Origin of the sequence: Methylovirgula sp. 4M-Z18, from assembly GCF_037890675.1 — a bacterium.
Classification (GTDB): Bacteria; Pseudomonadota; Alphaproteobacteria; order Rhizobiales; family Beijerinckiaceae; genus 4M-Z18.
In genome coordinates this window covers 388,444-415,283 of sequence record NZ_CP149574.1, presented here as the reverse complement: position 1 = coordinate 415,283, position 26,840 = coordinate 388,444, and the positions used below count along the sequence as shown (strand labels likewise).

The window sequence follows — 26,840 nt, the reverse complement described above, 5'->3', positions numbered from 1 at the left end:
CTCTGAAATCCCTCGCCTTTTCCTATGGCAAAAGTCACTGGCAAAACTCCGCGGTTACAACCGATTTCTGCACCCACGTCGCGGACTTGATTTTGCGCGTCAACCCGCCTTGAACACGTGCGGTCCGGCCCGGTCCGTCGGGCAGAGTTGCAGGATGCAGATCGCCGCGGACATTTCCGTTCGTTCAATATAGCGGCCGCAGCCTGCTCACTTTCAGTGGCCCCACGGCGACCTCCCCATCAGCCAGTTTGAGCGTCACGTTCAGCGACTTGCCCTCGCCGGTGAGATGGCCCACCGGTTTCCCGCCAAGCAAGGCGGTTACACTCAAGATTTGGGCTGGGACATGAAACGCGGTCATGAGCGGTTCCATGCCAATCATGCTCAGGTCAATCTTGCCCGACGGGCGGTGCTCCGGGTCGAGCGCGAGGCGACCTTGCGCCGCGAGCTTCATCGTCCCCTTGCTGAAGACCAGATCATCGATCTGTACGGCGCCATCATTGCTGCGCCAGGCCTCCAGGCGCTCGGGCGGCGTGCCCTTGCCGCCCAGATCGAGCGCGTTGATCGTCGCCTGCGCCTCGAAATTGACGGGCGCGTCATTGCCGGTGAACGGGTCGATCAGCGGCAAAGCGGCATTGTCGAGTTTGAGATGCAGATCGAAGATGCGGTCCTCGGCATCGGAGGTTTCCGACGGCTGCAGATCGAAGAGCGCGTGCTCCGCCTTGACGCTTGTTTCCACATTGGACGCGGTCAGGCCGATATCCGGCTGATCGAGTTCGATCTGCGCGCTCTGCAGCGCGCTGGGGCTGCCGGAAAGAACGATCGACGCCGCGGCCCAATTGGCTTGCACATGCCGCGTGCCGTCGGCCGATTGCAGCACGAGCGGGCCATCGGCCTCGGCGGTGATCCGTGCGGGCGACCACACTTCCGCATGGGCGCGGAAGGCTACGACCGATCCTTCGCCGTCGCGCCCGGCATAATGCGGCCCGGTGCAGGTCAGTTGCATCGTGAACGGATAGCCGGAAATCTGCCGGTCGGGGCAGGTCCAGCGCCGCCCCAATGAGGCTTCGCGCGCGAGCCAGGCGTCGGCCTCCGCTTGCGCCTGGCTGGCGGCATAGAACCACAGCGCCGTCCAGGCTCCGGCCAGAACGATCAGCACCGCAACGAGGATCATCCCCCACCGATTGAGAGATCCACGGCGCAACGCGCCAACCGCCACAGACATGCCCATCTCCTCCAATAAATGCCCGTTCGGGCTGCAACCGGCCCGTCTCTTGCTCTAATCGACCAACGGACATGCCCAAACCGGCCTGTCCGGCGCCCATTATTGCGCTAGAACTCTGGTACTGTGATTTGCGGACATTTTCAAAAACATTGCGACGGAATGAGGAACTGGTGGGAGGAGCATTTTGCATTCTTTCAGAATTGCAAAATGCTCTATATCTTTGTTTTATCGCATTTTCTTAACCGAAAGGTCGCGCAACTTTTCTGGAAAATACTCTAAAGGAAGGCTTCATGCGGGTGAATATCGAGGATGAACCAGGCGATTTGTGGGTTTTTGGCTATGGTTCGCTGATGTGGAAGCCGGGCTTTGCCTATATCGAGTGCAAGATTGCCACGATTCACGGCTTTCACCGCGCGCCCTGCATTTACTCGCATGTGCATCGTGGCACGCCGGACAAGCCCGGCCTCGTCTTCGGCCTCGATTCGGGCGGTTCGTGCCGCGGCATCGCCTTTCGCGTCGCCGCGGAACACCGCGCGGCCACCATCGCCTATTTGCGCGAACGCGAGCAGGTCACGTCGGTCTATCTGGAGCGGCTGGTCAAGGCGATTCTGGCCGATGCGCGCCACGCCACTGCGCTGACCTATGTGGCCGACCGCAGGCACCCTCAATATGCCGGCAAACTGACACCTGCCGAGACCTTGCGGTTGGTACGCCAAGGACACGGCGTCTCAGGCGCCAATCCCGATTATATCCGCAACACGCGCGATCACTTGACCGAACTCGGCCTGGTCGATCACCGGCTCGATTGGCTGGTGGCCAAGCTCAAGACGCCCGCTTTGCAGCCATCTGACGCGTGAGATCGCCCATCACCGCGCGGCGCTCTTCCGCGCGCTCAGTCAGCAAATGCAGATGAAACTCATTGACGCCCGCGGCGCGCGCCCGCCGCGCGAATTCGCCTTGCCAGAACACTTCGGGCAAAGACCCCGATTCGCCGATGAGGACGACACGTAAATCGCCCTCGCCAGCGGCGACGACGCCGATCACGACCGCATCGGCATAGCTTGCCAATTCATCCAGCGCAGTTGCCGCAAAGACCGAGCAAATATAGCGCGCGCCGGAGGCGCCGCGCCAGGAATGGAACCGTCGAGCCAGCGCGCCGCCCGCGAGGGACGCGAGCGGTGCGCCGGCTGGACTTTCTGTCAAAGCCGGGGGACCGTCGGCCGCGACAGAAAATGGATTTAGGGCAGAAAGATCAAAGGACAAGCCCGTACCGGCAATCGCGTGCATCAGCCTGTTCCTTCCTTCGCCCGTTAACCATGATACGAACAAAGATGGAACATTATCGCCAGTCGGTCAAGCCTATTTCGGAACAAAAAGCGAATATCTTTGCCCTGCCTAAGCGCGGCTGCCCTCGACCAGTACCGTCCGCAATTCCGGTCGTGCCTGCACCGCCTCCTGATTCAGCCGGTTGCAGGCGGCCTCGATCCTGGCCTGCAATTCGGCCAGGAATACCTGTTTGTCGAGCCCCGGCTCGATCGGGTCGAGAAATTCGACGAGAACCTTGCCCGGACGGCGGACGAAACTGCGGCGTGGCCAGAACAGGCCGGAATTCAGCGCCACCGGCAGGCAGCGGGCGCCGGTCTCGCCGTAGACTTGGGCAACGCCGAATTTGTATTTCGGCGGCGCGCCCGGCGGGCGGCGGGTGCCTTCGGGGAAGATGAAGATCGCCCGGCCGGCCGCAAGAACCTCGCGGGCCCGCTCCGTCACCTGTTCCAGCGCCTTGCCGCCCTTGGCGCGGTCGATGGCGATCTGCCGGGCCTTGGGCAGATACCAGCCGAAAAACGGGATGTAGGTCAGCTCGCGTTTGAGCACGAAGGTGAAATCGTCGAAATGGGTGAGCAGCGCGAAAGTCTCCCAAATTGATTGGTGCTTCGGCGCGATCAGGAAACCGCCCTTCGGGATTTTCTCCACACCGCGAAATTCGACCTTCAGCCCGCAGATCTTGTCGAGCAGCCACAAAGACGTGCGGCCCCAGACATGGGCGAGCTTGAAGATATAGCGATAATCCATCAACAGCAGCGGCGTGCCGGCGATGATCAGAAAAACCAGCACGATATAAAAGGCAAGATTGAATAGTGCCGACCGGAGATACACCATCTTAGACGTTCCGCCCCCATTGAGACCTGCTGGCCGGCTGGAGCCGATCCGCATATGTCTCTAGCATTTTATCTTGTCAGATTTTCCAATCGGAAAAGCCGTAAAATTCTGCCCGGATGCGGGCGCCAAGATATTTGAGATATTCGAAGAAGAGAAGCCGGGCCATGCCGGAATCGGCCCACCACTCGTCATAGGCCGCACGCGAACTGACGACCGGATAGGGAATGAGATCGAGATCGGGCAGCGCGCGGTGCATTTCGACGAGCGCGCGCGGCATGTGGTAGGACGACGTCACGATGATCAGCGATTGCATGTGATGCGCCCGGGCCCATTTCTGCGCCGCGTCCGCATTGCCCACCGTGTTGGCCGCCTCATAATCGAGATCAATGCAGCAGCCGAATTCGTCGTGGAACTTGGGCGTGAGCTTGGCGATCTCGTGACTGGTCGTGCCCTGGTTCACGCCCGTCACCAGCAGCCTTTTGCCATGGCCTTTGGAGAGCAGATCGACCGCCTCGATGATCCGCTCCGGCCCACCCGTCAGCGCGACGATGCCGTCGGCGCGGTCGGTCAGCTCCGGCTCGTCATGGGCGAGCTGCGCGACGAACATGAAAAAGCCGACGACAAGCACGAAACAGATTAAGCCGAGCACCGTCAGGATGGTGACGCGCGCGCGATGCAAAAAGCCTCTCAGCCCGAATAGCATCAATCGAGCCCACGCAAATGGCGAAAGACGATGGTCCGCGACATGTAACCGGTCAGGAGGGCGATTCCGATGGAGATCACAACAATAGCCGCATAGCCATGCCAATCCAAGCCGAAGGACCCAAACAACGCCTCCATTTCATCGCCGCCCGGGGTGGCGAGCCACCATGCCGAAACCCGGCCGGCGAGGAAGAAACAGAAGATCGCCGCGCCGCCGCCGATAAGGCCGCCGCGCAGGCCGAGGCGCAGGAAGTGGCGCTGAAATTGCCGGGCGATGAAACGATCCTCGGCGCCGACGAAATGCAGAACCTCGACGATGCCGCGATTGCCGGCCATGGCGCCGCGCGTCGCAAAGGCGACGGCCAGTGTCATGGCGACCAGCACCAGGATGAAAATCACGATGGCCACGCCCACAATCGTCTGCGCCATGGTGCCGAGGCGCTCGATCCAGACATGGTTGTCGTCGAGATTGGCGCCGGGCACCTTGTCGGCCAAGGTCTTGCGCAAGGCATTCAGGTCCGGCCTTTGGCCGGCGGCGACATCCACCACGATCATGCGCGGCACCGGCAATTCGCCAAGATCAAGCCCGGTGCCGAGCCAAGGCTCGAGCAGGCGCTCGGATTCGGACTTGCTATAGACCTGCACGCCAGCGACGCCGGGTGCCGCGCGAGCAATGTCGGCGGCTTTTTTCGATTCCGTATCGAGATCGCGCCCGGACGCGGGCAGGATCTGGATGGTCATTTCGCGCGACACCGACGAGCGCCAATCCTGCGACGCGCCAGAGATGAGAAAGGCCCCGCCCGCCGTGAGCGAGGCGAGAAAGGTCATGATGACGATGACGGTGACGAGCGACCGGCCAGCGATCGATGCGGCCGGCACCAGCGGCATGTCGCGCCGCAGGGCGCGCGAGGCCTGCCGCTGCGCCTGCTCCTCGCCGGGACTGGTCTGATTGATGGTGCTCATCGCGGCGGCGCCTTAATCGTAGATATGCAAGCGGCGGTCGCCGAGCACGAGCCGGCGCGCCCCGTCGAACTGGTCCATCAGACCAAGGTCGTGGGTGGCGATCACCACGGAGGTGCCCGACTTGTGCAATTCGATGAACAGCCGCAGCAGCCGGCGGGCGAGGCTCGGGTCGACATTGCCGGTCGGCTCGTCGGCCAGCAGCAATTCGGGCCGCACGATCAGGGCGCGCGCAATCGCCGCACGCTGCTTTTCCCCGCCCGAGAGGACCGGCGGCAGCACGTGCATGCGCTCGCCAAGGCCGACCCAACGCAGCAATTCGATGACTTCTGAGCGGTAAGAGGCTTCGTCACGCCCTTTCACCCGCAGCGGCAGCGCCACATTCTCGTAGGTCGTGAGATGGTCGAGCAGGCGGAAATCCTGGAACACCACCCCGATCCGGCGGCGCAAGCCGGTCACTTCGTCCTTGCTCATGGTGGTGACGTCACGGTTGAACAAGGTGATGAGGCCGCGGGTGGGCCGCAGCGACAGGAGCATGAGCCGCAAGAGCGTCGTCTTGCCCGCGCCGGAGGGGCCGGTGAGGAACTGGAAGGAATGCGGCTCGATGGAGAAGGTCAAATCCTTCAGGATTTCCTCACCCATGCCATAGCGCAAGCCAACATTCTCGAACCGAACCAACCCCGTCTCCTTTGAAAACCCCAGCCACCGTTGCGCGGCGCAAGGGCAGCCATCTATACATACACGCAAAACTTCTTTACGCGGCGTTAACCATAACAAATCAGCCGTATTATTTTGCCGCACAGGCCAGGACCTGTTGACACTTATAGATAGGCGCTGGACGCGGCCAAATTGACCGAATGCCAGGACATGGGCCGACGCGGGACGTCCGTCCCGCTAGGACCATCGACGCCGCAGTCGGTCAATTTCGCCGCGCCTTCGGTGAGGTGAAAAATGGTCATCTGCCACGTCGCAATGCTTGCCGGTACGGACGTACCGGCCGCGCAATGCTCCTTGCAGATGGCTATTTTTGACCTCATCCAGCGTCTATCTATAAGTGTCAACAGGTCCTAAAGCGTGGCGGAATTTTGGCGTGGACGGCGGCGCCGGCTTTCGCCAAACTGCACCCCGAGCGAGGGGTCAACCAGAAGGAAAGAGAATGAGTCGAGAACGCCGCGTCCGTGTCCTGTATGACGAACAATCGATCGCCAAGCGGACGCAAGAATTGGCCAAGGACATTGCGGTGCAAGAGCCCACCGACCTCTTGGTCGTGGCGGTGCTGCGCGGCTCCTTCATGTTCGCCGCCGACCTCATCCGGGCCCTGCACCGCGAGAAGCTCGAACCGCAGGTCGAATTCATGCACCTGTCGAGCTACCTGAAGGGCACGACCTCGACCGGCACGGTGACGATTCTGAAGGATGTCGATTCAAACGTCGAGGGGCGCGACGTGCTGCTCGTCGACGACATCCTGGAATCCGGCCGCACCCTCGCCTTCGCCAAGGACCTGCTGACGGCGCGCGGCGCCAAATCGGTGAAACTCTGTGTGATGCTGGAAAAGCCCGGCAAGCGCCAGGTGCAAATCCAGGCCGATTTCGTCGGCTTCGAATGCCCGGATTATTTCGTCGTCGGCTACGGCATGGACGTCGCCCATTCCTACCGCGAATTGCCCTTCATCGGGGTGGTGGAGACGAATTAAAACAAGGCACATCGGTGAGGCACGCACTTCCTCTCCCAGAGGGAGAAGGAGGGCGTGCTCTTTCGAAAAGGCACAATTCATGGCCGAGCAAAAGCCCTGGACCCGCCGCACCCTCGCCGCGCAGGCGCTTGGCAAAGTGGATGCGCAGACGCAAGCCGTCGTGCCGCCGATCCATATCGCCACCACTTTCATCCGCGATCCCGACAACCAATATCGCACCGGCAATATTTACGGTCGCCCCGACAATGAAACCGTGCGCGAGGCGGAGGCCATTCTCTCCGCGCTGGAAAATGCCGCCCATGCTTTGGTGCTCGGCTCCGGCATGTCGGCGGCAACGGCCGTGTTTCTGGCGCTCAAGCCCGGCGATCATGTGGTGGCGCCGAAAGTCATGTATTGGGCCTTGCGCAATTGGCTGATGAATGACCTCAAGCAATGGGGCGTTGCGGTTGATTTTGTCGACACCAGCGATGTGAACGCCGTGCGCGCCGCCATCAAGCCGGGCGCGACAAAGCTCGTGTGGCTGGAAACCCCTGCCAATCCGCTGTGGACGATCACCGACATCAAAGCGGTGAGCGAGATCGCCCATCAGGCCGGCGCGCGCGTTGCGGTCGATTCCACCTGCGCGACCCCGGTGCTGACGCGGCCTTTGGAACTCGGCGCGGATATCGTCATGCATGCCGCGACCAAATATCTCAACGGCCATTCCGATGTGCTGGCAGGTGTGCTCGCCACCAACAGCGATGACGATTATTGGGCGCGCATCAGACGCGTGCGCGCCATTCAAGGCATGATTCTCGGGCCGTTTGAAACCTACCTGCTCATTCGCGGCATGCGCACGTTGCATTTGCGCGTGTTCGAGGCGAGCCGCAATGCGATGGAACTGGCGACGCGTCTTGCCAATCATGCCGCGGTGGCGGAAGTGCTCTATCCCGGCCTGTCATCGCACGCGGGCCATGCGATTGCCGCCAAGCAGATGCAGGGCGGTTTTGGCGGCATGCTCTCGATCCGCTTGCGCGGCGGCGAGAAGGCAGCGATTGCTACAGCTGCAAATGTGAAGCTGTGGAAACGCGCAACATCCCTAGGCGGCGTCGAAAGCCTGATCGAACACCGCGCCTCAATCGAAGGCGCCGGCTCGCCCTGCCCGCCGGATTTGTTGCGCCTGTCGGCGGGGATCGAGGACGTGGAGGATTTGTATCAGGATTTGCATGCGGCGATGGGATGATGCGCGAACCCCTCTCAGGCGCAGCGCAGACCTGTCCAGGGAAATTTATAGAGGGCTGCGTCGCGAAACCCTTCTCCCATCGGGAGAAGGGAGCGACGCAGCATCATGTGGCGGAGACCATCTGCATCAATTTCGCGGTATCCGTGAATTGGCGTAGTTCGCGGATTTTGTTGTCCCGGAAGCTGAAGAAATCGAAAACATCGAAAGTGTTTGATTTCCCGTTCGTCGAACAAGTCACTTTGGCGCGCCAATGGAGCGCGGCATGGTCTCCCTCTGCGATAAGCGATATTTCCTGCCAATCGGAAAAATGGAAACCTCTGATCAATTCGGCGATCAGTGGTTCCACCGCAGCTTTGCCGCTGACCGGTCCGCTCATGCCAGGCAAACCGGTGCCGGCACCATGGATTTCAAACGCCACATCGTCGCAGAGGTGGTCGGCCACCCCTGCAATATCGTCTGCCACCCGCGCCGCGTAAACTGAGCGAATGATCTGCTTGTGATCCTCACGCGACATTTGCTCCTCCATCGTTGACGATCGAGCACAACGATCAAGTATTCACACCGTCGCGGGTCGCTATCAAGTGGTCCATAAGGACAGGCCCTCATTCCCGCCCTCCAGAAACCGCCGGCCGATCGCGCTGTGGTGGCTGCGTCCGTAGATAGACGGCTATGAGCCGCTCGTCTCCTGTTGGGCAGAGCCGCAAGAAATCGCCGCCTGAACAAATTGTTGTTGCCGTTCGGCAACCTCATCTTCCGCCTCGCCTGGGTAGGCGCCAGAATCTGCCATCCTAAGCAAATCAGCATGACCGGGGGGACGATATCCCTGTTTGCTACAGTGATTATGCAGCCAAGCCTGAGTGTGATGAAAGAAAGTGTGTAGCCGCGGCTCATCATGAGGCGGCTTCACGCCCTCCCACCATAAAACGACAAGCGCAGCAATCCTCCTATTCATGTCTTCGATATACGCAGGAGTCGTCAGCGCTATAGTTGCGTATATGTGCTCAACGACACAGTGAAGATAAGCAAGCAAATACGGCAATCGGCTATACAGATATGCCCACTGCGTGAGTTTCTCATTATATTCTGAGAAAATGAAATTGACGTTCAGAGGCGCGGTTTGAATTGCTTTGTGGCCCGTAAACAAATGCATTGCTTTGTTGCAAACTCCATCGAAACCATCAGGTGCGCTCTTATCGTATCGAAGCTGAGCGAGAAAATTTGCGTCGAATCTCTCACTCTCTCCTAATATCTCCAGTACTTTGGTTATCCGTTTCGTATGAGCGTCCAAATCGTGACCGCGCTGGCTCCATAGTTGCAATGGGTTTGTGGCTAATTTTCCAGCATAATCGTGTCTATCAATGACCATAGACTCCAAAAGAAAAAGGCACTCCTGGAGTGGCTTGCGAAGCAACATAAAGCTAACTGTGAGCTTACCCTTTCTGGATGTTTCCAAAGCTTCGTAAAGGCAATCAAACATGTCACCGAGCAAATTTGGAAATACCAAATTGACCAGAAGATCGGCCCTATCGTCCTCACGGTTTGAATTTTCAAGCCAATCAAAGATATCCGTTGCGCCCTCAAAGGACGCGCGATCTTCTTCGTCTCGGAATTTGATGTGTCCGCTGAATATTGAAGCCTGTCTCCCGCTTATCAGCGACTGAAGCATCACGTCATGTATAACAAAGCAAAGCTGATGTGCCGCCCAATGGTCGGCAGGTAGACGGGTATTGGTTCGATTTGACAGCGAGGAATACTCGTCCATTTTCTTCAACTTTCGCCATGGCGGCATGTTGATAGAAATCGAAACTCTACCCTGAATCGATTAAATGTGAATATTTCTCTTTTGGCTAAATTCAAGCCTTCCAGCAACCGCCAACCGATCGCGCTCGGGTGGCTGCGCCCCGCCAATCTCCGTCCCGGTTTTACGCCTTGTACGAAGGCTCCTCAGCATCCAGCGTGCGCTTGATCGAGTCGAGATGCAGCCGCGCCGATTCCGCATCCCCCTCGCGCATTTGCCGATAGGCCGCTTCCGCGATCGATGGATCGACCGGCAACACCTGCCGCCCCGTCGACAACGCCAAAGTCTGCACCTGACAGGCGCGTTCGAGATAATAAAGATCGTCCCATGCTTCGGCGATGGTTTGGCCGATGACCATCACGCCGTGATGCTTCATGAAGACGATGTCGGCATCGCCGATCGCGGCCGCGATCCGATCGCCTTCGCGGTCATCGAGCGCGAGGCCGTTGTAGTTTTTGTCGACCGCCGTGCGCCCGTAGAATTTCAACGCGGTCTGCCCGGCGAAAATCAAAGGATCGCCCTCCGTCATGGACAAAGCGGTGGCATAGGGCATGTGGGTGTGGAACGCGGCTTTCGCGCGCGGGATGTGCTTGTGGATGCGCGCATGGATGTAAAAGGCTGTCGCTTCCGGCTGACCGCTTCCCGACACGACATGACCGTGAAAGTCGCAGATCAGCAGCATCGACGCAGTGAGTTCGCGAAAGGCATAGCCATAGGGATTGACGATGAACAGGTCGTCATAGCCCGGCACCATCGCCGAGAAATGGTTGCAGATGCCTTCTTCGAGGCCGTAGCGCGCCGCCATGCGGAAACAAGCCGCAAGATCGACGCGCGCCTGCCAGACCGCCTCGCTGTCGAGCTTCGGCTGGTTGGGGCCGTCCGCCTCGATCGCAGTTTGGGTATTCATTGCATGAGCCATCGGCGCCTCTCCTGAAGACGGATCGTGTGCAACGCCAGGACGCGTCGCGCCCGGCGGAGGGAGAAGGAAAACCTCAATTGCCGCCTTCGAGCAACCGCCGCCCGATCACCTGCGCCTGAATTTCCGCCGCGCCCTCGAAAATGTTGAGGATGCGCGCGTCGCACAGCACGCGCGAAATCGGATATTCCTGTGCGAAACCATTGCCGCCGTGGATCTGCAGCGCATTGTCGGCGGCGGCCCAGGCGACGCGGGCGCCGAGCAACTTGGCCATGCCGGCCTCCAGATCGCAGCGGCGGCCCTGGTCCTTGGCATTGCCGGCAAAGTAAGTGATTTGCCGTGCGATATGCACTTCCACCGCCATCATCACGATCTTGTCGGCGACGCGCGGGAAATGGATCAGCGCCTTGCCGAATTGAATGCGCTCTTTCGCATAGCGCAAGCCGAGATCGAGCGCCGATTGCGCCACGCCGACCGCGCGCGCCGCCGTCTGGATGCGGGCCGATTCGAACGTCTGCATCAATTGCTTGAAGCCCTGGCCTTCCTCGAGGCCCAGCAAATTGGCAGCCGGCACTTCGAAGCCATCGAAGGCGATTTCATATTCCTTCATGCCGCGATAGCCGAGCACTTCGATCTCGCCGCCGGACATGCCCTTGGCCGGGAACGGTTCGGCATCGGTGCCGCGTGGCTTTTCGGCGATGAACATCGACAGGCCCTTGTAGCCGGGCTCGTCGGGATTGGTGCGGGTGAGCAGCGTCATGATATCGGCACGCACCGGATGGGTGATCCAGGTCTTGTTGCCCGTCACCTTGTAAACGTCGCCCTCGCGCACGGCGCGGGTGCGTAAGGACGCAAGATCGGAGCCGGTGTTGGGCTCGGTGAAGACGGCGGTGGGGAGGATTTCGCCTGAGGCGATTTTCGGCAGATATTTTTCCTGCTGTTCCTTGGTACCGCCGCCCATGATCAATTCGGCGGCGATTTCGGACCGCGTGCCGAGCGAGCCGACGCCGATATAGGCGCGCGACAATTCCTCCGACACAACGCACATGGCGACCTTGCCGAGCCCCATGCCGCCGAATTCCTCCGGAATGGTCAGCCCGAAAACGCCCAGGTCCGAGAGGCCCTTGATCACGTCGAGCGGGATATATTCGTTGCGCAAGTGCCAGCCGTGCGCGTGCGGCGTCACCTGATCCTCGGCAAATTTGCGCATTTCGGCGCGGATCGCTTCCATCGTGTCGTCGAGGCCGGTCGCGCCGATGGTGGCGGAAGCCTCGGCATGATCGATCAGGGTGGCGAGCCGGGCCCGGTTGGCGGCCGTATTGCCGCCGGCGATGAGCGCATTGACCGCCCAGTCGCGATAGATGTCGGCCTCGGCTGAGGAGAGACCGAGATCGCTCAGGCGCAGGATCTCGCCCTGGCTCATCGGAATGCCGCCGAAGACCTGGGCAAGATATTCGCCGAGGCCGATCTGGGTCAGCAGACCTTCGGTCTCATCGAAAGCCCCCGCTTGGTCAAGCCGCTCGGCGGCGGCCAGCATTTCGCGGATGGCCTGGACATAGGTCGCGAGCCAGGCGAGCCCATGCACCGCCCGCTGCTCCTGCTCGACAAGATCGTTGGCCGGCTTGCCATTGATCGAGACCCGCGCCCGTACCGCCTGCGTGGCGGCGAGCAACAGCGCTTCCATGCGCGTCACAGCCCCATGGCCGGCGGAAAAGAGCGCTTGCTTCTCGATCATGGCGGTCCCCCGATTTGATTGTGCACCGCACAATGCCGGAAGAAACGCCGCTCCGCAATCAGCTTTTTCGGCTGGCGAGAGCAACCCCAAGGGCCGTGACCGCCATGCCGCCGAGCTGCAGCAGGCTGAGGCTTTCGCCGAACAGGACCCAGGCCTGCACGGCGGCCGTCGGCGGCACGAGGAAAATGAGCTGCGCCGGACGCGAGACGGCGCCGTGCCGGATCAGCATGAAATAAAGGACGATCGCGCCGATCGAGAGACCGAACACCGACCAGACCATGGTGGCGATCACCGGCGCGTTCCAGGTGACATGCATGTCCTCGAGCAGGAACGCCGCTGGCAATGTGACGGAAAAGGCGCCGATATATTGCAGCACCGTCACGGTGCGCAGATCGCCGGTGGGAATGAACCGCTTCTGATAGAAGGCGCCCAGCGTCACCGACACCATGCATAAGGCGTTCACGACGAGCGGCCAGGCCACTTGAGCGAGCGTTCCAGGCGCGACGCCGGCGAGTTTTGGCGACAGCACGATCAGGAGGCCGCAGAAGCCGAGCGCGACGCCAAGTCCTTGCAGGGGGCGGATGCGCTCCTTGGCGATATAGGGGGCAAGAATAGTCGTGAGAATCGGCTGGATCGCCGCGAGCAGCGCCGAAATGGTCGCCGGGACGCCATGCCGTACCGCCCACCACACGCCGCCGAGATAGATCGCGTGAATCATGATGCCCGAGACGAACCCATGCCCCCAATCAGCCGCACGGCGCGGCCAAATCGCGCCCGAAAACACCGCAAAAATCACCAGCGCCGCCGCGGCGAGGACATAACGCCAGGCGAGAAACGTCAGCGGATCGGCATAGGGCGTGATGGCCCGCGCGGCGATCCAGCCCGTGGACCAGAGCACGAGAAACAGGAAGGGAGCGAAGCGGTCAAAAAGCAGCGAAGAAGACATGGGCGATGCCGTAGCGGAGACCGTTTCGGCCAGCAATGGCAGCGGAAGCGGGGCAGCAATGCCGGGATCTGCCTTCCCCACCGTCCGGGTATTGCCAAACGCCGCAAAATATCCTTCGGTTCCGCCACATCTTTCGCCATGTCAACGAGGCTCCGCATGACCTATCAGCACGCCCCCCTGTTCCCGCATATGGAGGACACGACGCCCTATCGGAAATTGTCGTCGGATGGCGTCAGCGTGGAAAAAGTCGGGGATCGCGAGTTCATCCATGTGTCGCAGGACGCCATCCGGCTGCTGGCCGAACAGGCGATGATCGACATCAACCATCTGCTGCGCCCCGCGCATCTGGCCCAGCTTGCGAAAATTCTCGACGATCCGGAAGCGACCGAGAACGACCGTTTCGTCGCCTTCGACCTCCTCAAGAACGCCAATATCGCCGCCGGCGGCGTGCTACCGATGTGCCAGGACACCGGCACCGCCATCGTGATGGGCAAGAAGGGCCGCCGGATCTGGACCGAAGGCGAGGATGAAAGCGCGATCGGCGAAGGCATCTGGAGCGCGTACAACAAGAAGAACCTGCGTTATTCCCAGGTCGCGCCGCTCTCGATGTTCGAGGAAAAGAACACCCGAACCAACCTGCCGGCGCAGATCGAACTCTATGCCGAGGGTGAGGATGCTTACAAATTCCTCTTCGTCGCCAAAGGCGGCGGCTCGGCCAACAAGACCTTCCTGTTCCAGGCAACCCCGGCGGTGCTCACCCACGACCGGATGATCGCCTTCCTGAAAGAGAAGATCCTGACGCTCGGCACCGCCGCCTGCCCGCCCTATCACCTCGCCATCGTGATCGGCGGCACGTCGGCGGAGCTGAATTTGAAGACGGTGAAGCTCGCCTCGACCAAATATCTCGACAATCTGCCGACCTCGGGCGGCGAGGACGGCCACGCCTTCCGCGACCTCGCCATGGAAGAGGAAATCCACAAGCTCACGCAGCAGCTCGGCGTCGGCGCGCAATTCGGCGGCAAATATTTCTGCCATGACGTGCGCGTCATCCGCCTGCCGCGGCACGGCGCCTCCTTGCCGATCGGTCTTGGCGTTTCCTGCTCGGCCGACCGGCAGGCGAAAGGCAAGATCACCCGCGACGGCGTGTTTCTGGAAGAGCTCGAACACGACCCCGCGAAATATCTGCCCGAGCTTGATGAAGGCGTCTTCGATCAGGGCGTGGTGAAAATCGACCTCAATCTGCCGATGGAGGCGATTCGCGCCGAGCTGTCGAAACATCCGATCAAGACGCGCGTGTCGCTGACCGGCCCGATGATCGTCGCGCGCGACTCGGCGCATGCGAAAATCCGCGAGCGGCTGGAGCGCGGCGAGCCGATGCCGGACTATTTCAAGAATCATCCCGTCTATTATGCGGGCCCCGCCAAGACGCCGGCCGGCTACGCCTCAGGCTCGTTCGGCCCGACCACCGCCGGCCGCATGGATTCCTTCGTCGATCAGTTCCAGGCCGCCGGCGGCTCCATGGTGATGCTGGCGAAAGGCAACCGCTCGGCGCAAGTGCGCGAAGCGTGCAAGACGCACGGCGGCTTCTATCTCGGCTCCATCGGCGGCCCGGCGGCCCGGCTCGCGCAGGACTGCATCAAGAAGGTCGAAGTGCTCGAATATCCCGAGCTTGGCATGGAAGCGATCTGGAAGATCGAGGTCGAGAATTTCCCCGCGTTCATCGTGGTCGACGACAAGGGGAACGACTTCTTCAAGGAGCTGAATTTGGGGTGAGCCGCGGGCGGCGCTGAGCCGCCCCTTCGCACTGCCGGAGTTTCAAAGCTAGCGACAAATTGCGTGATCACGCCGTCGCTATGGCGATATGCTCCTCGGGGAGGCTATAAAATGCTTAGCGATTGTGATTGCCCCCGACGGAGCCAGCCATGAATATATATTTTTTGGTAGAAACTATCGTCGTTAGTCTTAAAGAAAATATACCTGAAATGGAGAACGATATTTTGCTTCATTTCAATATATTGCGTAACTCAAATGGGCAGTTCACATTTCATGTTTTTCGGCACGAAATGTATAATCTTGAAGTTTTTGGCGATGCTCTGCCGATAAAGCAAGCTACAGAAGAAATCCTCGTGCGGGACAGTTTTATAGAGCCCAAAGAAGGAGGGTTTTCCTCTCAGGCGGAGGCGAGAGAATATATTATGAGCAAATTGAATGAGCTCAAAGCCTGACCAAATTATAAGATAGTGTATGCGGCATCGGCTTGCGCCTCGACTAAGACATCGTGGACGCTTTCCGTACAAAAGGCGCGGGCTGGCAAAGCAAGATCAACGCGGTCTTGCGCAAATCCGTCGGCCGGTCACCGATCACAAATATTTCGCCAAATCCTTCGCCGCTTCCTCCGGCGTGCGCTCGAGATTGAACGGATTCACGAAGCGGCCTTGCTTGTCCATGAGATAGATGAGCGACGTGTGGTCCATCGTATAGCCGCCGTCGTTCGCGGGCACTTTCTTCGCATAGACGCGGTAATTGCGCATCGCCGCCTCGACCGCCGTGCGGTCGCCCGAAAGGCCGACGATGCGCGGATCGAAGCTCGACAAATAATCTTTCAACACCTCCGGCGTATCGCGCTCCGGATCGACCGTGATGAACAGAGCCGCCACCTTCTTATCCGGGCCGAGCTTGCGCAACACTTCCGACATGTCGAACAATGTCGTCGGGCAGACGTCGGGGCAATGGGTATAGCCGAAGAAAATCAACGTCGGCTTGCCGAGCATATCCTTGTCGGTAAAGCTCTTGCCGTCTTGCGCCACCAGCGCGAACGGCCCGCCGATGCCGGACGGCAAGGGCGCGCCGACTTGCGGCACGAGGATCAGCCACAAAGCGGCAATCAGCGCACAGGTGCCGAGCACAAAGGCCGCGGCGGGCAGGAGGAGATTTTTTGACATAGCAGATGAGCATCACGTTTCGAGGCGCCTATGGCAGGCCATTGTGGCAATTTTTATTGCCTGCCGCAGGTGCGGTCACAAGCGGCAATTCGCCACGAGGGACAGGAAAGCAACGCCTGTCGGTCGTCCCGCCAAAGCAAGTTGCAATGTGGCTGAAATAACAAATCAGCCGGCGAATCTTGCGGATACTGGTCCCTGTCCGGGTTTCCCACCGGTGGAGGATACCATGCCCGATATTGCCCATGTCGTCGTCCTGATGCTCGAAAATCGCTCGTTCGATTGCATGCTGGGGCGGCTTTACCCCAGCCGGGTCGATTTTAACGGCCTTAAAGGCATCGAAAAAAATTGTTCGAACGGAGTGGATTACCCCGTCTGGACCAGCGGCCCAGCGCTCGACCCGCAAAATGCCTCCATTCCGCATGTCGATCCGGGCGAGCGTTTCACCGACATGAACGATCAGATTTTTGGCGCCGGCAATGTTCCACCAGCGCCTGCGACCATGGCAGGCTTTGTCGAAAATTACCTGGCGCAGAATGCAACCAACGATCCCGAGGCGGTGATGCACGGCTTTTCACCGGAGCAGGTTCCGGTCTTGAGCACTTTGGCGAAATCCTTCGGCGTCAGCGATAGCTGGCACGCCTCCGCGCCCAACCAGACCTGGCCCAACCGCTTCTTCATGCATACCGGCACGGCCGCGGGCTACGTCAACAATTCGCCGACCCATTTTCCCTATGTGATGCCGACCATTTTCAACCGACTCAGCGAGAATCAACGCAGTTGGAAGATCTATCATCACGACATTCCCCAAGCCGCCACCTTGAGCGCGATCTGGGCAGAACTGCCGGACAAGCTGGCGTCCTTCGAATCCGATTTCATGACTGATGCCATGGCTGGCCGGCTGCCGAATTATAGTTTCATCGAGCCGCGCTATTTCGCCGATCCAGCGCTCAACCGAATGCCGAATGACCAGCATCCACCGCACAATGTTTCATACGGCGAGCGGCTGATCGCCCGCTGTTATGACGCGCTCCGCCACGGCGCTGGCTGGAAGCAGACCTTGTTCATCATCACCTACGACGAACATGGCGGCATCTATGATCACGTGCCGCCGCCCATCGCGATGTCGCCGGACAATCTGCGTTCCGATGGCTTTGCGTTCGACCGCTATGGCGTGCGGGTGCCCGCGGTATTGATTTCCCCATGGATACCGGCAGGCAGCATTGTCCGGCCGCCGGCATCGTCGCCCTATCCTTTCGATCACACGTCCGTTCTCGCCACGCTACGCAAGCTGTTCCAACTGGGCGCGCCCTTGTCGCAGCGCGACGCCGTCGCGCCCGATCTGCTCGACGCATTATCCTTGCCGGCGCCCACCAACGACGGACCCGACAGCATCCCCGTGCCAATGGTCAGTTCATCGGCGGATGAGATCGCCGCGGCCCTCAACGCGCCCGCCAACGATTTTCAAAAAGCGTTGGCCAAACTCGCCGATAATCTGCCCGACGGCCTGGCTTTCGTGAAAACACAGATCGACGCGCTTGCGACCTCCCCCGGAACTGGCGCAGCGCCGGACACCGTCGCGGAAGCGCTCAAAGTCGTGATGAATGGGCTGGAGCGTTTCCTCGGCTGAGGCGCGATCCTGCAAGCGCCGCAATCTTGACGCCAACGACGGCGGCAGCTTCACGCCGCCCGCGTCAGCCGGTCGGAATTGGCGCGGTAGGACAGCGCTTCGGCGAGATGCAGCCGCCCGACCTTTTCCGCATCGTCGAGATCGGCCAGGGTGCGCGCCAGCTTCAGCACGCGATGATAGCCGCGCGCCGACAGCCGCATGCGCTCGGCCGCATCGCGCACCAGGCTGAGCCCGGAGGAATCGAGCGCCGCGACCTCGTCGAGGACCGAGGACGGCACGGTGGCGTTGGTCGTCCCCGGCCGCAAACCCAAGGCGTCGTAACGCGCGGCCTGCTTGCGGCGAGCGCTTGCCACCCGCGCCGCCACATCCACAGAGCGCTCGGCGGAAGGCGGCAAGGTCAGATCGGCGGCGGACACGGCCGGCACGTCGATATGCAGATCGATCCGGTCGAGCAGCGGCCCGGACAGGCGCGTCTGATATTGCGCCATGCAGCGCTCGTTCGGCTGGCGCTTGCAGGCAAAGCCTGGGTCGAGCGCATGGCCGCAGCGGCAGGGGTTCATTGCCGCAACGAGCTGAAAGCGCGCCGGATATGTGATGCGATGGTTGGCGCGCGAAATCAGCACCTCCCCGGCCTCCATCGGCTGGCGCAGGGAATCGAGCACGTTGGGCTGAAATTCGGGCAATTCGTCGAGAAACAAGACGCCGTTGTGCGCCAGCGAGACCTCGCCGGGCCGCGCATGAATGCCGCCGCCGACCAAGGCCGCCATGGAGGCCGAATGGTGCGGCGACCTATAAGGCCGACGATCAGAAAGCTCGCCGCCGGCGAGAAGTCCCGCGACCGAATGGATCATCGAGACTTCCAGCAGTTCGCGCGGGCTCAAGGGCGGCAAAATCGAGGGCAGCCGCGCCGCCAGCATGCTTTTACCGGCGCCCGGCGGGCCGTTGAGGAGGAGATTATGGCCACCCGCCGCGGCGATCTCCAGCGCCCGTCTCGCGCTTTCCTGGCCGCGGATGTCGCATAGATCGAGCTCCGCGCCGGCGCTTTGCCGCACCAAGGGCACGGGACGGGCCATCACCTGGGTGCCCTTGAAATGATTGGCGAGCTGGATGAGCGAACGCGGCGCGAGAATGTCGAGATCCTGCGCCGCCCAGGCGGCCTCCGCCCCGCAAACGGCCGGGCAGATCAGCCCTTGCCCGCGCGCATTGGCGGCGATCGCCGCGGGCAGCACGCCGGCGACCTGGCTGATCGTGCCGTCGAGCGCGAGTTCGCCCAGGACCGTGTAGGTCTGCAGCGCATCGGCGGGAAGCGCGCCGATCGCCGCCATGATGCCGAGCGCGATCGGGAGATCGTAATGGCTGCCCTCCTTCGGCATGTCGGCCGGCGCGAGATTGACGGTGATCCGCTGCGCCGGCAGGGCAAGCGCCGAGGCGATCAGGGCGGAGCGCACCCGCTCGCGCGACTCCGCAACCGCCTTGTCGCCAAGGCCGACGATGGTGAAGGCGGCGCCACCGCGCGAGACCTGCACTTGCACGTCGACGGGCCGCGCCTCGATGCCCTCGAACGCCACAGTCGCGACCCGAACCACCATTTGCATGAGCCCCCAATATCCAGCGCCTTGAGCCTAACGTGATCCGGCGGCAAAGGCAAGAACATTAAGGGAACGCACTTGATCCAGATCAGATCAGGCGCGCGTTCGGCGGCAGTCGTGGTAAATAGTACTTACGCGAAAAATGGCATTATCGAGGATCAGATGGCCGTAACGGTGACCCGCAAAGGGCAAATCACCCTTCCCAAGTCCGTCCGGGATTCGCTGAACATCGGTCCGGGCAGCATGGTCGATTTCGAGCGCGCGCCGGATGGCCGCATAGTCCTCGTCAAAGTCGACAAACGGCCGACACCGAGCCATTTCGCAAGGTTCCGCGGACATGCCGGAAAGGGTTTGAGCACGAACGAGATCATGGCGCTCACGCGTGGCGAAATTTAATCGGCCCCTTCGAAAATCAATGAAAACATTCGAATAAGAGTTGGAATCTGCGCGCAAGCGAGATTTTAAGAGCCTCCGCCCTTCTGCGCCTGCTTCAGCCGATACAGCGCCTCCAGCGCCTCGCGCGGCGTCATTTCATCGGGATTGAGCCCTTCCAGCATTTCCTGCACCGGATCGTCCGGCGGCGGCGCGGGCGGGGGTGGCGGCGGCTGGATCTGCGCGGCGAAGAGCGGCAGGTCATCGAGCAGCTTTTGCGTCGGCGCCTGCCGGTCGCCCGCTTCCAGCGTCGCGAGAATGGCACGGGCGCGCTCCACCACGGTCAGCGGCAGGCCTGCGAGCTTGGCGACCTGAATGCCGTAGGAACGGTCCGCGGCGCCAGGCATCACCTCGTGCAGGAACACCACATCGCCGTGCCATTCGGTGACGCGCATGGTGAGGTTGATGAGGCGGGTAAGATTGCGCGTGAGCTGGGTGAGCTCATGGAAATGCGTCGCGAAGAGCGTGCGCGCGCGGGTTGCATTGTGCAGGTGCTCGACCGTCGCCCAGGCGATCGACAGGCCGTCGAAGGTCGCGGTGCCGCGGCCGATTTCGTCCAGAATGACGAGCGAGCGCTTCGTCGCCTGATTGAGGATCGCCGCCGTCTCCACCATCTCGACCATGAAGGTCGATTGGCCGCGCGCGAGATCGTCCGCCGCGCCGACGCGTGAAAACAAGCGGTCGACGATTCCGATCCGTGCCTGGCGCGCCGGCACGTAAGAGCCCATCTGCGCAAGAATAACGATGAGCGCGTTCTGGCGCAGATAGGTCGATTTACCGGCCATGTTCGGACCGGTGATCAGCGCGATCTGGCCGGCCCTGTCGTCTTTGCCCGAAAGATCGCAATCATTGGCGACGAAACTTGCTCCGCGCGCCTTGAGCGCCGCCTCGACGACCGGATGGCGCGCACCCTCGACATGAAAGGCGAGTGACGATTCCACCTGCGGGCGGACCCAATCGGCCTGTTCGGCAAGTTCCGCCAGGGCCGCAGCGACATCGACGATCGCCAGCGCCTGCGCGGCCTTTTGAATGTCGGCGCCCGCATCCAAAACCATCGCGCTCAGACGGTCGAAATGTGCGAGCTCACGTTCGAGCGATTTTTCGCCGGCAGTCGCGATCTTCGCTTCGAGATCGTTGAGCTCGACGGTCGAAAAGCGCATCGCATCGGCCATGGTCTGGCGATGGATGAACAATTCGTTGAACGGCGGACGCAGCAATTTCTCGCCCATCGCCTGCGGCACTTCGACGAAATAGCCGAGGAAATTGTTGTGCTTCACCTTGAGCTGCTTCGTCTCCGCTTTCTCGGCGTAGGACATTTGCAACGCGGCGATGACGCGGCGGCTTTCGTCGCGCAAAGCGCGCAATTCGTCGAGGCCCGCATCGAAGTTCGCGCGAATGAAGCCGCCGTCGCGACGGTTGAGCGGCAGTTCCTCGGCCAGAGCCTCGTCCAACGCGCGATGTAGCCCAGGATCGATCTGCGCCGCATCCTGCACGGCGGCTTGCAACTCGGCCGGCAATTCACCGCGCGCGGTCAAGAGCTGCGCGATCCTTTGCGCCGCGGCGATCCCGTCGCGCAACGCGGCAAGATCGCGCGGCCCGCCGCGCTGCAAGGCGAGGCGCGACAAGGAACGCAGCGTGTCGGGCGCGGATTTCAGCAAGGCGCGCACGTCGCTACGCAACAGCGGATCGCTCAGGAAGAAATCCACCGAATCCTGGCGCGCCAGAATCGCCTGAGGATCGGTGAGCGGTCCCGCAAGGCGCTCGGCGAGCAAACGGCCGCCCGCCGGCGTCACGGTGCGGTTGATGGTCGCGAGCAGCGACCCGTTGCGCTCGCCCGACAAAGTGCGCGTGAGTTCGAGATTGGCGCGCGTCGCCGCATCGACTTCGAGAACGCCGCCGCGCAGGAAGCGCTGCGGCACGGACAGATTCGGACGCGCGCCGATTTGCGTGCGCTCGACATAATTCAGCGCAATGGCGGCCGCTGCAATTTCGCTGCGGGTCAGCGCGCCGAACCCGTCGAGCGTCGCGACGCCGAAAAAGGCGCACAGGCGCTGCGCAGCCGAAACGGAATCGGATACGTCGCGGCCGACCGGCGTCACCGGCGCGCGAATCTGTTCGAAGATTTTCTGCACGGAAGGATCGGACGCAACCGCTTCGGGCGCGACGATCTCGCTCGGCTCGAGCCGCGCGACTTCGGCGCCCAATCCGGCCTCGTCGGTTTCGAGCAGCGAGAAATCGCCGGTCGAAATATCGACCGCCGCGATGCCATAGGTCCAAGCCCCCTCGCCCGCGCGCAACCGCGCCAGCGTCACGAAGAGATTGGCGCGCGCCGGGTCAAGCAGCCGCTCCTCGGTGATCGTGCCCGGGGTCACGAGCCGCACCACGCCGCGCTGCACCACCGATTTCGGCCCGCGCTTCTTGGCTTCCGCTGGATCCTCGATCTGCTCGCACACGGCGACCCGATGGCCGAGTGCGATCAGCCGCTGCAGGTAGTCGTCGGCGCGCTCGACCGGCACGCCGCACATCGGAATATCGTCGCCCTGGTGCTTGCCGCGCTTGGTGAGCACGATGCCAAGCGCGCGCGAGGCGATCTCCGCATCCTCGAAAAACAATTCGTAGAAATCGCCCATCCGGTAGAACAGCAGCGAGCCGGGATTGGCCGCCTTGATCTCCAGATATTGCGCCATCATCGGCGTCGCCTTCGCGGCGGCCTCAGCCAGGCGGGGATCGGGACGGGCGGGAGCGTTCATGGGACCGTTCGTATTCAAGATGACACGATGTAGCAGATGGGGGCCTCTGCCGCACGGCTGGCTGCGAATTCATCAACAGGTCTCTCGCGCGCGTTTGCCGGGCGGACCCGAGCAGCGGCCAATCCACGCGGCTTGTTCCCCGTTTGCCCTCCGGCCGCCATCTTGTGCATCCCCCGCCGCCCCCTTATGGTCGCTGCCCAAGCACCGCCGTCCGAAGCGGCACACACCTCTTATTCTGGGTATAAAAATGGCAGCCGAGCGCTCTGTTCCCCCGAAACGCCCCACTTTCACCGATCAAGAAGCGCTGCAATTCCATTCCAAGGGCCGGCCCGGCAAATTGGAGATCACGGCGACCAAGCCGATGGCGACCCAGCGCGACCTTTCGCTCGCCTATTCGCCGGGCGTCGCCGTGCCGGTCAAGGCGATCGCTGCCGATCCCAGCACCGCCTACGATTACACGACCAAGGGCAACATGGTCGCCGTGATTTCGAACGGCACGGCCATTCTCGGCCTCGGCAATCTGGGGGCGCTCGCCTCCAAGCCCGTGATGGAGGGCAAGGCCGTGCTGTTCAAGCGCTTCGCCGACATCGATTCCGTCGATCTCGAGGTCGCGACCGAAGACCCGGAGGAATTCATCAATTCGGTGAAGTACCTCGGCCCGTCCTTCGGCGGCATCAATCTCGAAGACATCAAGGCGCCGGAATGCTTCATCATCGAAGAAAAACTGCGCGAATTGATGGACATTCCGGTCTTTCATGACGACCAGCACGGCACCGCCATCATCGCCACCGCCGGCATGATCAACGCCATAGAGCTCACCGGGCGCGACATCAAGAAAACGCGCCTGGTGTGCAATGGCGCCGGAGCGGCCGGCATCGCCTGCCTCGATCTCATCAAGGCGATCGGCTTCGCGCCGGAGAATGTGGTGCTGTGCGACACCAAGGGCGTCGTCTACCGCGGCCGCAAGGAGGGCATGAACCAGTGGAAATCGGCCCATGCGGTCGACACCGAACTGCGCACGCTCGAAGAGGCCATGGTGGGCGCCGATATCTTCTTCGGTCTTTCCGCCAAAGGAGCCCTCACACCCGACATGGTGAAGAGCATGGCGCCGAATCCGGTCATCTTCGCCATGGCCAACCCCGATCCCGAAATCACGCCCGAGGATGCGCATTCGGTGCGCGACGACGTCATCATCGCCACAGGCCGTTCGGACTATCCGAACCAGGTGAACAACGTCCTCGGCTTCCCTTACATTTTCCGGGGCGCGCTCGACGTGCGCGCAACCACCATCAACATGGACATGAAAATCGCCGCGGTGCATGCGCTCGCCGACCTTGCGCGCGAGGACGTGCCCGACGAGGTCGCGGTCGCCTATCAAGGCGCGCGCCCGCGCTTCGGCCGCGATTACATCATCCCCGTGCCGTTCGACCCGCGCCTCATTCACACGATTCCAGTTGCCGTGGCCAAGGCCGCGATGGCGACCCTGGTGGCGCGGCGGCCGATCGTCGATATGGAGGCCTATCGCAACCAACTCTCCGCCCGCCGCGATCCGATCGCCAGCGCCCTGCAGCGCACGATCGAGCGGGTGCGCCGCTACCCCAAACGCGTGGTCTTCGCCGAAGGTGAGGAAGAGCAGGTGATCCGCGCCGCGGTCTCCTTTGCCAACCAGGGCCTCGGCACGGCAATTCTCGTCGGCCGCGAAGACCGCATCACCGAGACGGCCGCCTTCGCCGGCGTCGATCTGGAGCGCGAAGGCATCGAGATCCACAATGCCCGCCTGTCGAAGCGCAACAATGTCTATGCGCAATTTCTCTACGAGCGCCTGCAGCGGCGCGGCTACCTGATGCGCGACTGCCAGCGCCTGATCAATCAGGACCGCAACCATTTCGCCGCGGCCATGGTGGCGCTCGGCGACGCCGACGCCATGGTGACGGGTGTGACCCGCAACTTCTCCATCGCGCTCGAGGAAGTGCGCCGCGTGATCGACCAGAAACCGGGCCATCGCGTCATCGGTGTGTCGCTAGTGCTGGCGCGCGGCCGCCCGGTCGTCGTGGCCGATACAGCCATTTGCGAAATGCCGGATGCCGAAGATCTCGCGCAAATCGCTATCGAAGCGGCCGGCGTTGCGAAGCGGTTCGGCTATGAGCCGCGCGTCGCCATGCTCGCCTTCTCCAGCTTCGGCCACCCGCCGGGCGAGCGCTCGCAGAAGGTGATGGACGCCGTGCGCCTGCTCGACCACCAGCGCGTCGATTTCGAATATGACGGCGAAATGGCGGCCGATGTCGCGCTGAACAAGCAGGCGATGTCCTCCTATCCGTTCTGCCGCCTCAGCGATACGGCGAACGTGCTGATCATGCCGGCGTTCCACTCGGCGAGCATCTCGACGAAAATGCTGCAGGAACTCGGCGGCGCGACGGTGATCGGCCCGCTGATCGTCGGCCTCGACAAGCCGGTGCAGATCGTGCCGCTCGGCGCGAAGGACAGCGACATCGTGAACATGGCGGCGCTGGCCGCGTTCAACGTGGGCGGATGAGAAGCGTCTGGGACCGCGGGCGTCTCGCCCGCAGGATCAGGCGTCGGCTCACCACTCCACCACCTCATCCGGTCCGCCAAATTGCGGCGAACGTGATTTGTAGTGCGGCAGATCGTCGACCACCGGGCGGACGGCGAATTGGCATTGCATGTGGTAGGTGGGGCGGAACCCGCCGTCGGGCAGCAAATAGCCGTTCACGCCGCGCAGCCGTGCGGCGAGCACGTCGATGAACAGCTTCGTGCCGCAGCGCGCGCACATGTAGCGCGGGTTGCGCTTCAAGATCCATTGCAGCGTCTCGCCGCGCACGATCTCGACCGCGCCCGCCGGATAGACCGATTCCGGCGCATAGGCGGCGCCATGCACTGCCTGGCAATCGTCGCAATGACAGAACATTTGGGCGATCGGCTCCACTGAGATCGCGATTTCCACTGCACCGCAGCGGCATTGAATGCGGGTCATCAGAATGATCTCAAAGTTGTCGTGAGTTACACGCGCACCATGAAGAAATATCCGCGCCGGCGGGCAAAGCGCGAATGGCCCCATGTGCCATGCACGATATGGTCGTTGCCGACCGCGCCGCGGAAGGTGAACGCTCCGGTCAAGTTCGGCTGATCGGTGGTCAGCGTGCGGCACGTCCAACGGATATCATTGCCCTTGACCACCCCGGTCAAGGCGCAGGAACTCTTCTGCCCCTCGCAGGTGCCGCTCACCTGACTGCCGATCTGGTCGAGGCCGCAGGTCGACATGAAAACGATCGTGCCTCGCCGCGAAGACAGATCGCCGACGACGCTCCAATTGCCGGAAAAATCCACCTGTTGCGCCTGCGCCGCAGCGCTCGCGAAGATCAGAGCCGCCGCCAGATAAAAGAAACGCATGTTCTGCCCCCGAATACGCTGCCAGAGCATTTTCCGTTCTCTCAGAAGCGGAAAACTGCTCTAGGTATTTATTTGGTCGCATTTTCTTAATCGAAAAGTCGAACAACTTTTCTGGAAAATGCTCTCTTATCGCCGCTTGTACCGCGTCGCCGTCAGATTGTCGGACACCGAAGCGACTTTGTTGTCCATATAGCCCGCCGTGCGCATGGCCCGGCGCACCGGCATCTCGCCAAAGGCCGCGCGCGGCCCTTTCTCATGCACGATCCAGATCGCCGTTGCGGACGATGCCGCCGCGTGCGTGTGCAGCACCTTTTGCAGCGTCTCGGCATCGTGCACAACCGCAAGGTTCAAGGCCGCATCGCTGCCATTGACCGCAAGACAACCGGCCAGCGCATCGCGCAACACCGCGTCTTCGAGCAGACCGATGACTTTCACCTTGGATGCGGCGCTGACGCCCAGCTTCGCGGCAAGTGAGGGCGGGGGCGTGGTCAATTTCTTGCTCCACACCAGAGCTTCGGGCGCGCCAAGGCGCAGCGCATAATCTTCGCCGCCAGCGGAGAAGCATAATTCTCCAGACCTCGCACGTATATCGCGCAAATCGGCAGTGGCAAATCGGCGGCGCAATTCGCCACGCAGGATCAGCTCGCGCGTTTCCAAAAGCGCACGAATCTTGGCTACACCGCCAGCCCAGCGGCAGGAGCAATCCGCTTCACGGCCCATCGGTAAAATACCCTCCGCGAA

At 61.7% G+C, this 26,840-nt stretch carries 26 protein-coding genes; 9 read left to right on the top strand and 17 right to left on the bottom strand.

Going from position 1 to position 26,840, the window contains the following annotated elements; all coding sequences use genetic code 11:
• Positions 1–184: 184 nt before the first annotated feature.
• On the bottom strand, positions 185–1,222 hold the full coding sequence (locus V9T28_RS01855; protein ID WP_158554776.1) for a DUF2125 domain-containing protein: 1,038 nt from the start codon (positions 1,220–1,222) through the stop codon (positions 185–187).
• A 290-nt stretch (positions 1,223–1,512) separates the two neighbouring features.
• On the opposite strand from V9T28_RS01855, the gene V9T28_RS01850 reads away from it, so the two are divergent.
• Positions 1,513–2,079 (top strand): gamma-glutamylcyclotransferase, encoded by a 567-nt coding sequence (locus tag V9T28_RS01850; protein WP_199500097.1) that lies wholly within the window; start codon positions 1,513–1,515, stop codon positions 2,077–2,079.
• Here the strand turns inward: V9T28_RS01850 and V9T28_RS01845 are convergent.
• The 5 genes from V9T28_RS01845 to ftsE all read right to left on the bottom strand — a co-directional run bounded on the left by V9T28_RS01845 (position 2,045) and on the right by ftsE (position 5,719).
• Entirely contained in the window at positions 2,045–2,425 is a 381-nt protein-coding gene (locus tag V9T28_RS01845) for a hypothetical protein (RefSeq protein ID WP_158554775.1), read from the bottom strand. The two genes, V9T28_RS01850 and V9T28_RS01845, sit on opposite strands and share 35 nt — an antisense overlap.
• A 192-nt stretch (positions 2,426–2,617) precedes the next feature.
• A complete protein-coding gene (locus tag V9T28_RS01840) occupies positions 2,618–3,379 on the bottom strand; it encodes a lysophospholipid acyltransferase family protein (RefSeq protein ID WP_116400517.1) in 762 nt (253 codons plus the stop codon).
• Between the two features lie 76 nt (positions 3,380–3,455).
• Complete coding sequence (locus V9T28_RS01835) at positions 3,456–4,058, bottom strand: YdcF family protein (protein WP_158554774.1); 603 nt, start codon at positions 4,056–4,058, stop codon at positions 3,456–3,458.
• A 23-nt stretch (positions 4,059–4,081) separates the two neighbouring features.
• Positions 4,082–5,044: a cell division protein FtsX gene (locus tag V9T28_RS01830; RefSeq protein ID WP_116400515.1), complete on the bottom strand. Its 963-nt coding sequence runs from the start codon at positions 5,042–5,044 to the stop codon at positions 4,082–4,084.
• Positions 5,045–5,056: 12 nt separating this feature from the next.
• Positions 5,057–5,719 (bottom strand): cell division ATP-binding protein FtsE, encoded by a 663-nt coding sequence (gene ftsE, locus V9T28_RS01825; protein WP_116400514.1) that lies wholly within the window; start codon positions 5,717–5,719, stop codon positions 5,057–5,059.
• Positions 5,720–6,197: 478 nt separating this feature from the next.
• Between ftsE and hpt the strand changes: the two genes are divergently transcribed.
• Together hpt and V9T28_RS01815 are read left to right on the top strand one after the other, a co-directional pair.
• Positions 6,198–6,734 carry a hypoxanthine phosphoribosyltransferase gene (gene hpt / locus V9T28_RS01820; RefSeq protein WP_116400513.1) on the top strand — a complete coding sequence of 179 codons (537 nt, stop codon included), beginning with the start codon at positions 6,198–6,200 and terminating at the stop codon, positions 6,732–6,734.
• 79 nt (positions 6,735–6,813) lie between these two features.
• Complete coding sequence (locus tag V9T28_RS01815) at positions 6,814–7,956, top strand: trans-sulfuration enzyme family protein (RefSeq protein ID WP_116400512.1); 1,143 nt, start codon at positions 6,814–6,816, stop codon at positions 7,954–7,956.
• 103 nt (positions 7,957–8,059) lie between these two features.
• Here the strand turns inward: V9T28_RS01815 and V9T28_RS01810 are convergent, their stop codons facing one another.
• The 5 genes from V9T28_RS01810 to V9T28_RS01790 form a co-directional block, all read right to left on the bottom strand.
• Entirely contained in the window at positions 8,060–8,470 is a 411-nt protein-coding gene (locus tag V9T28_RS01810) for a nuclear transport factor 2 family protein (RefSeq protein WP_158554773.1), read from the bottom strand.
• A gap of 153 nt (positions 8,471–8,623) precedes the next feature.
• Entirely contained in the window at positions 8,624–9,718 is a 1,095-nt protein-coding gene (locus V9T28_RS01805; RefSeq protein WP_147306427.1) for a hypothetical protein, read from the bottom strand.
• A 160-nt stretch (positions 9,719–9,878) separates the two neighbouring features.
• Positions 9,879–10,673, bottom strand: a complete 795-nt coding sequence (locus V9T28_RS01800; RefSeq protein ID WP_116400509.1) for an aldolase — start codon at positions 10,671–10,673, stop codon at positions 9,879–9,881.
• 73 nt (positions 10,674–10,746) lie between these two features.
• Positions 10,747–12,405, bottom strand: coding sequence for an acyl-CoA dehydrogenase family protein (locus tag V9T28_RS01795; protein WP_116400508.1), 1,659 nt, complete (start codon positions 12,403–12,405; stop codon positions 10,747–10,749).
• 58 nt (positions 12,406–12,463) lie between these two features.
• Positions 12,464–13,351 (bottom strand): DMT family transporter, encoded by an 888-nt coding sequence (locus V9T28_RS01790; RefSeq protein WP_245424064.1) that lies wholly within the window; start codon positions 13,349–13,351, stop codon positions 12,464–12,466.
• A gap of 156 nt (positions 13,352–13,507) precedes the next feature.
• On the opposite strand from V9T28_RS01790, the gene V9T28_RS01785 reads away from it, so the two are divergent.
• The 3 genes from V9T28_RS01785 to V9T28_RS01775 all read left to right on the top strand — a co-directional run bounded on the left by V9T28_RS01785 (position 13,508) and on the right by V9T28_RS01775 (position 15,767).
• Positions 13,508–15,124 (top strand): fumarate hydratase, encoded by a 1,617-nt coding sequence (locus tag V9T28_RS01785; protein ID WP_116400507.1) that lies wholly within the window; start codon positions 13,508–13,510, stop codon positions 15,122–15,124.
• Positions 15,125–15,273: 149 nt separating this feature from the next.
• On the top strand, positions 15,274–15,576 hold the full coding sequence (locus tag V9T28_RS01780) for a hypothetical protein (RefSeq protein WP_116400506.1): 303 nt from the start codon (positions 15,274–15,276) through the stop codon (positions 15,574–15,576).
• A 53-nt stretch (positions 15,577–15,629) separates the two neighbouring features.
• Positions 15,630–15,767: a BrnA antitoxin family protein gene (locus V9T28_RS01775; RefSeq protein WP_339071808.1), complete on the top strand. Its 138-nt coding sequence runs from the start codon at positions 15,630–15,632 to the stop codon at positions 15,765–15,767.
• On the opposite strand, the gene V9T28_RS01770 is transcribed toward V9T28_RS01775, so the two are convergent.
• The gene (locus V9T28_RS01770) at positions 15,712–16,293 is read right to left on the bottom strand and encodes an SCO family protein (protein ID WP_116400505.1); all 582 of its coding nucleotides are present in this window, start codon (positions 16,291–16,293) and stop codon (positions 15,712–15,714) included. The genes V9T28_RS01775 and V9T28_RS01770 overlap by 56 nt on opposite strands.
• Positions 16,294–16,519: 226 nt before the next feature.
• Here V9T28_RS01770 and V9T28_RS01765 point away from each other — a divergent pair, with 226 nt between their 5' ends.
• On the top strand, positions 16,520–17,920 hold the full coding sequence (locus V9T28_RS01765) for an alkaline phosphatase family protein (RefSeq protein WP_116400504.1): 1,401 nt from the start codon (positions 16,520–16,522) through the stop codon (positions 17,918–17,920).
• 50 nt (positions 17,921–17,970) lie between these two features.
• On the opposite strand, the gene V9T28_RS01760 is transcribed toward V9T28_RS01765, so the two are convergent.
• A complete protein-coding gene (locus V9T28_RS01760) occupies positions 17,971–19,509 on the bottom strand; it encodes a YifB family Mg chelatase-like AAA ATPase (RefSeq protein ID WP_116400744.1) in 1,539 nt (512 codons plus the stop codon).
• A 117-nt stretch (positions 19,510–19,626) separates the two neighbouring features.
• Here V9T28_RS01760 and V9T28_RS01755 point away from each other — a divergent pair, with 117 nt between their 5' ends.
• Positions 19,627–19,905 (top strand): AbrB/MazE/SpoVT family DNA-binding domain-containing protein, encoded by a 279-nt coding sequence (locus tag V9T28_RS01755; RefSeq protein ID WP_445242142.1) that lies wholly within the window; start codon positions 19,627–19,629, stop codon positions 19,903–19,905.
• A 65-nt stretch (positions 19,906–19,970) separates the two neighbouring features.
• Here the strand turns inward: V9T28_RS01755 and mutS are convergent, their stop codons facing one another.
• Entirely contained in the window at positions 19,971–22,691 is a 2,721-nt protein-coding gene (gene mutS, locus V9T28_RS01750) for a DNA mismatch repair protein MutS (protein ID WP_116400502.1), read from the bottom strand.
• Positions 22,692–22,938: 247 nt separating this feature from the next.
• Here mutS and V9T28_RS01745 point away from each other — a divergent pair, with 247 nt between their 5' ends.
• Entirely contained in the window at positions 22,939–25,224 is a 2,286-nt protein-coding gene (locus V9T28_RS01745; protein WP_116400501.1) for an NADP-dependent malic enzyme, read from the top strand.
• A gap of 48 nt (positions 25,225–25,272) precedes the next feature.
• Here V9T28_RS01745 and V9T28_RS01740 read toward each other — a convergent pair whose 3' ends face one another.
• The 3 genes from V9T28_RS01740 to V9T28_RS01730 form a co-directional block, all read right to left on the bottom strand.
• Complete coding sequence (locus tag V9T28_RS01740) at positions 25,273–25,683, bottom strand: GFA family protein (RefSeq protein ID WP_116400500.1); 411 nt, start codon at positions 25,681–25,683, stop codon at positions 25,273–25,275.
• Positions 25,684–25,709: 26 nt separating this feature from the next.
• Positions 25,710–26,099: a hypothetical protein gene (locus V9T28_RS01735; RefSeq protein WP_116400499.1), complete on the bottom strand. Its 390-nt coding sequence runs from the start codon at positions 26,097–26,099 to the stop codon at positions 25,710–25,712.
• Positions 26,100–26,225: 126 nt separating this feature from the next.
• Positions 26,226–26,819, bottom strand: coding sequence for a hypothetical protein (locus V9T28_RS01730; protein ID WP_116400498.1), 594 nt, complete (start codon positions 26,817–26,819; stop codon positions 26,226–26,228).
• Between the last annotated feature and the right edge of the window lie 21 nt (positions 26,820–26,840).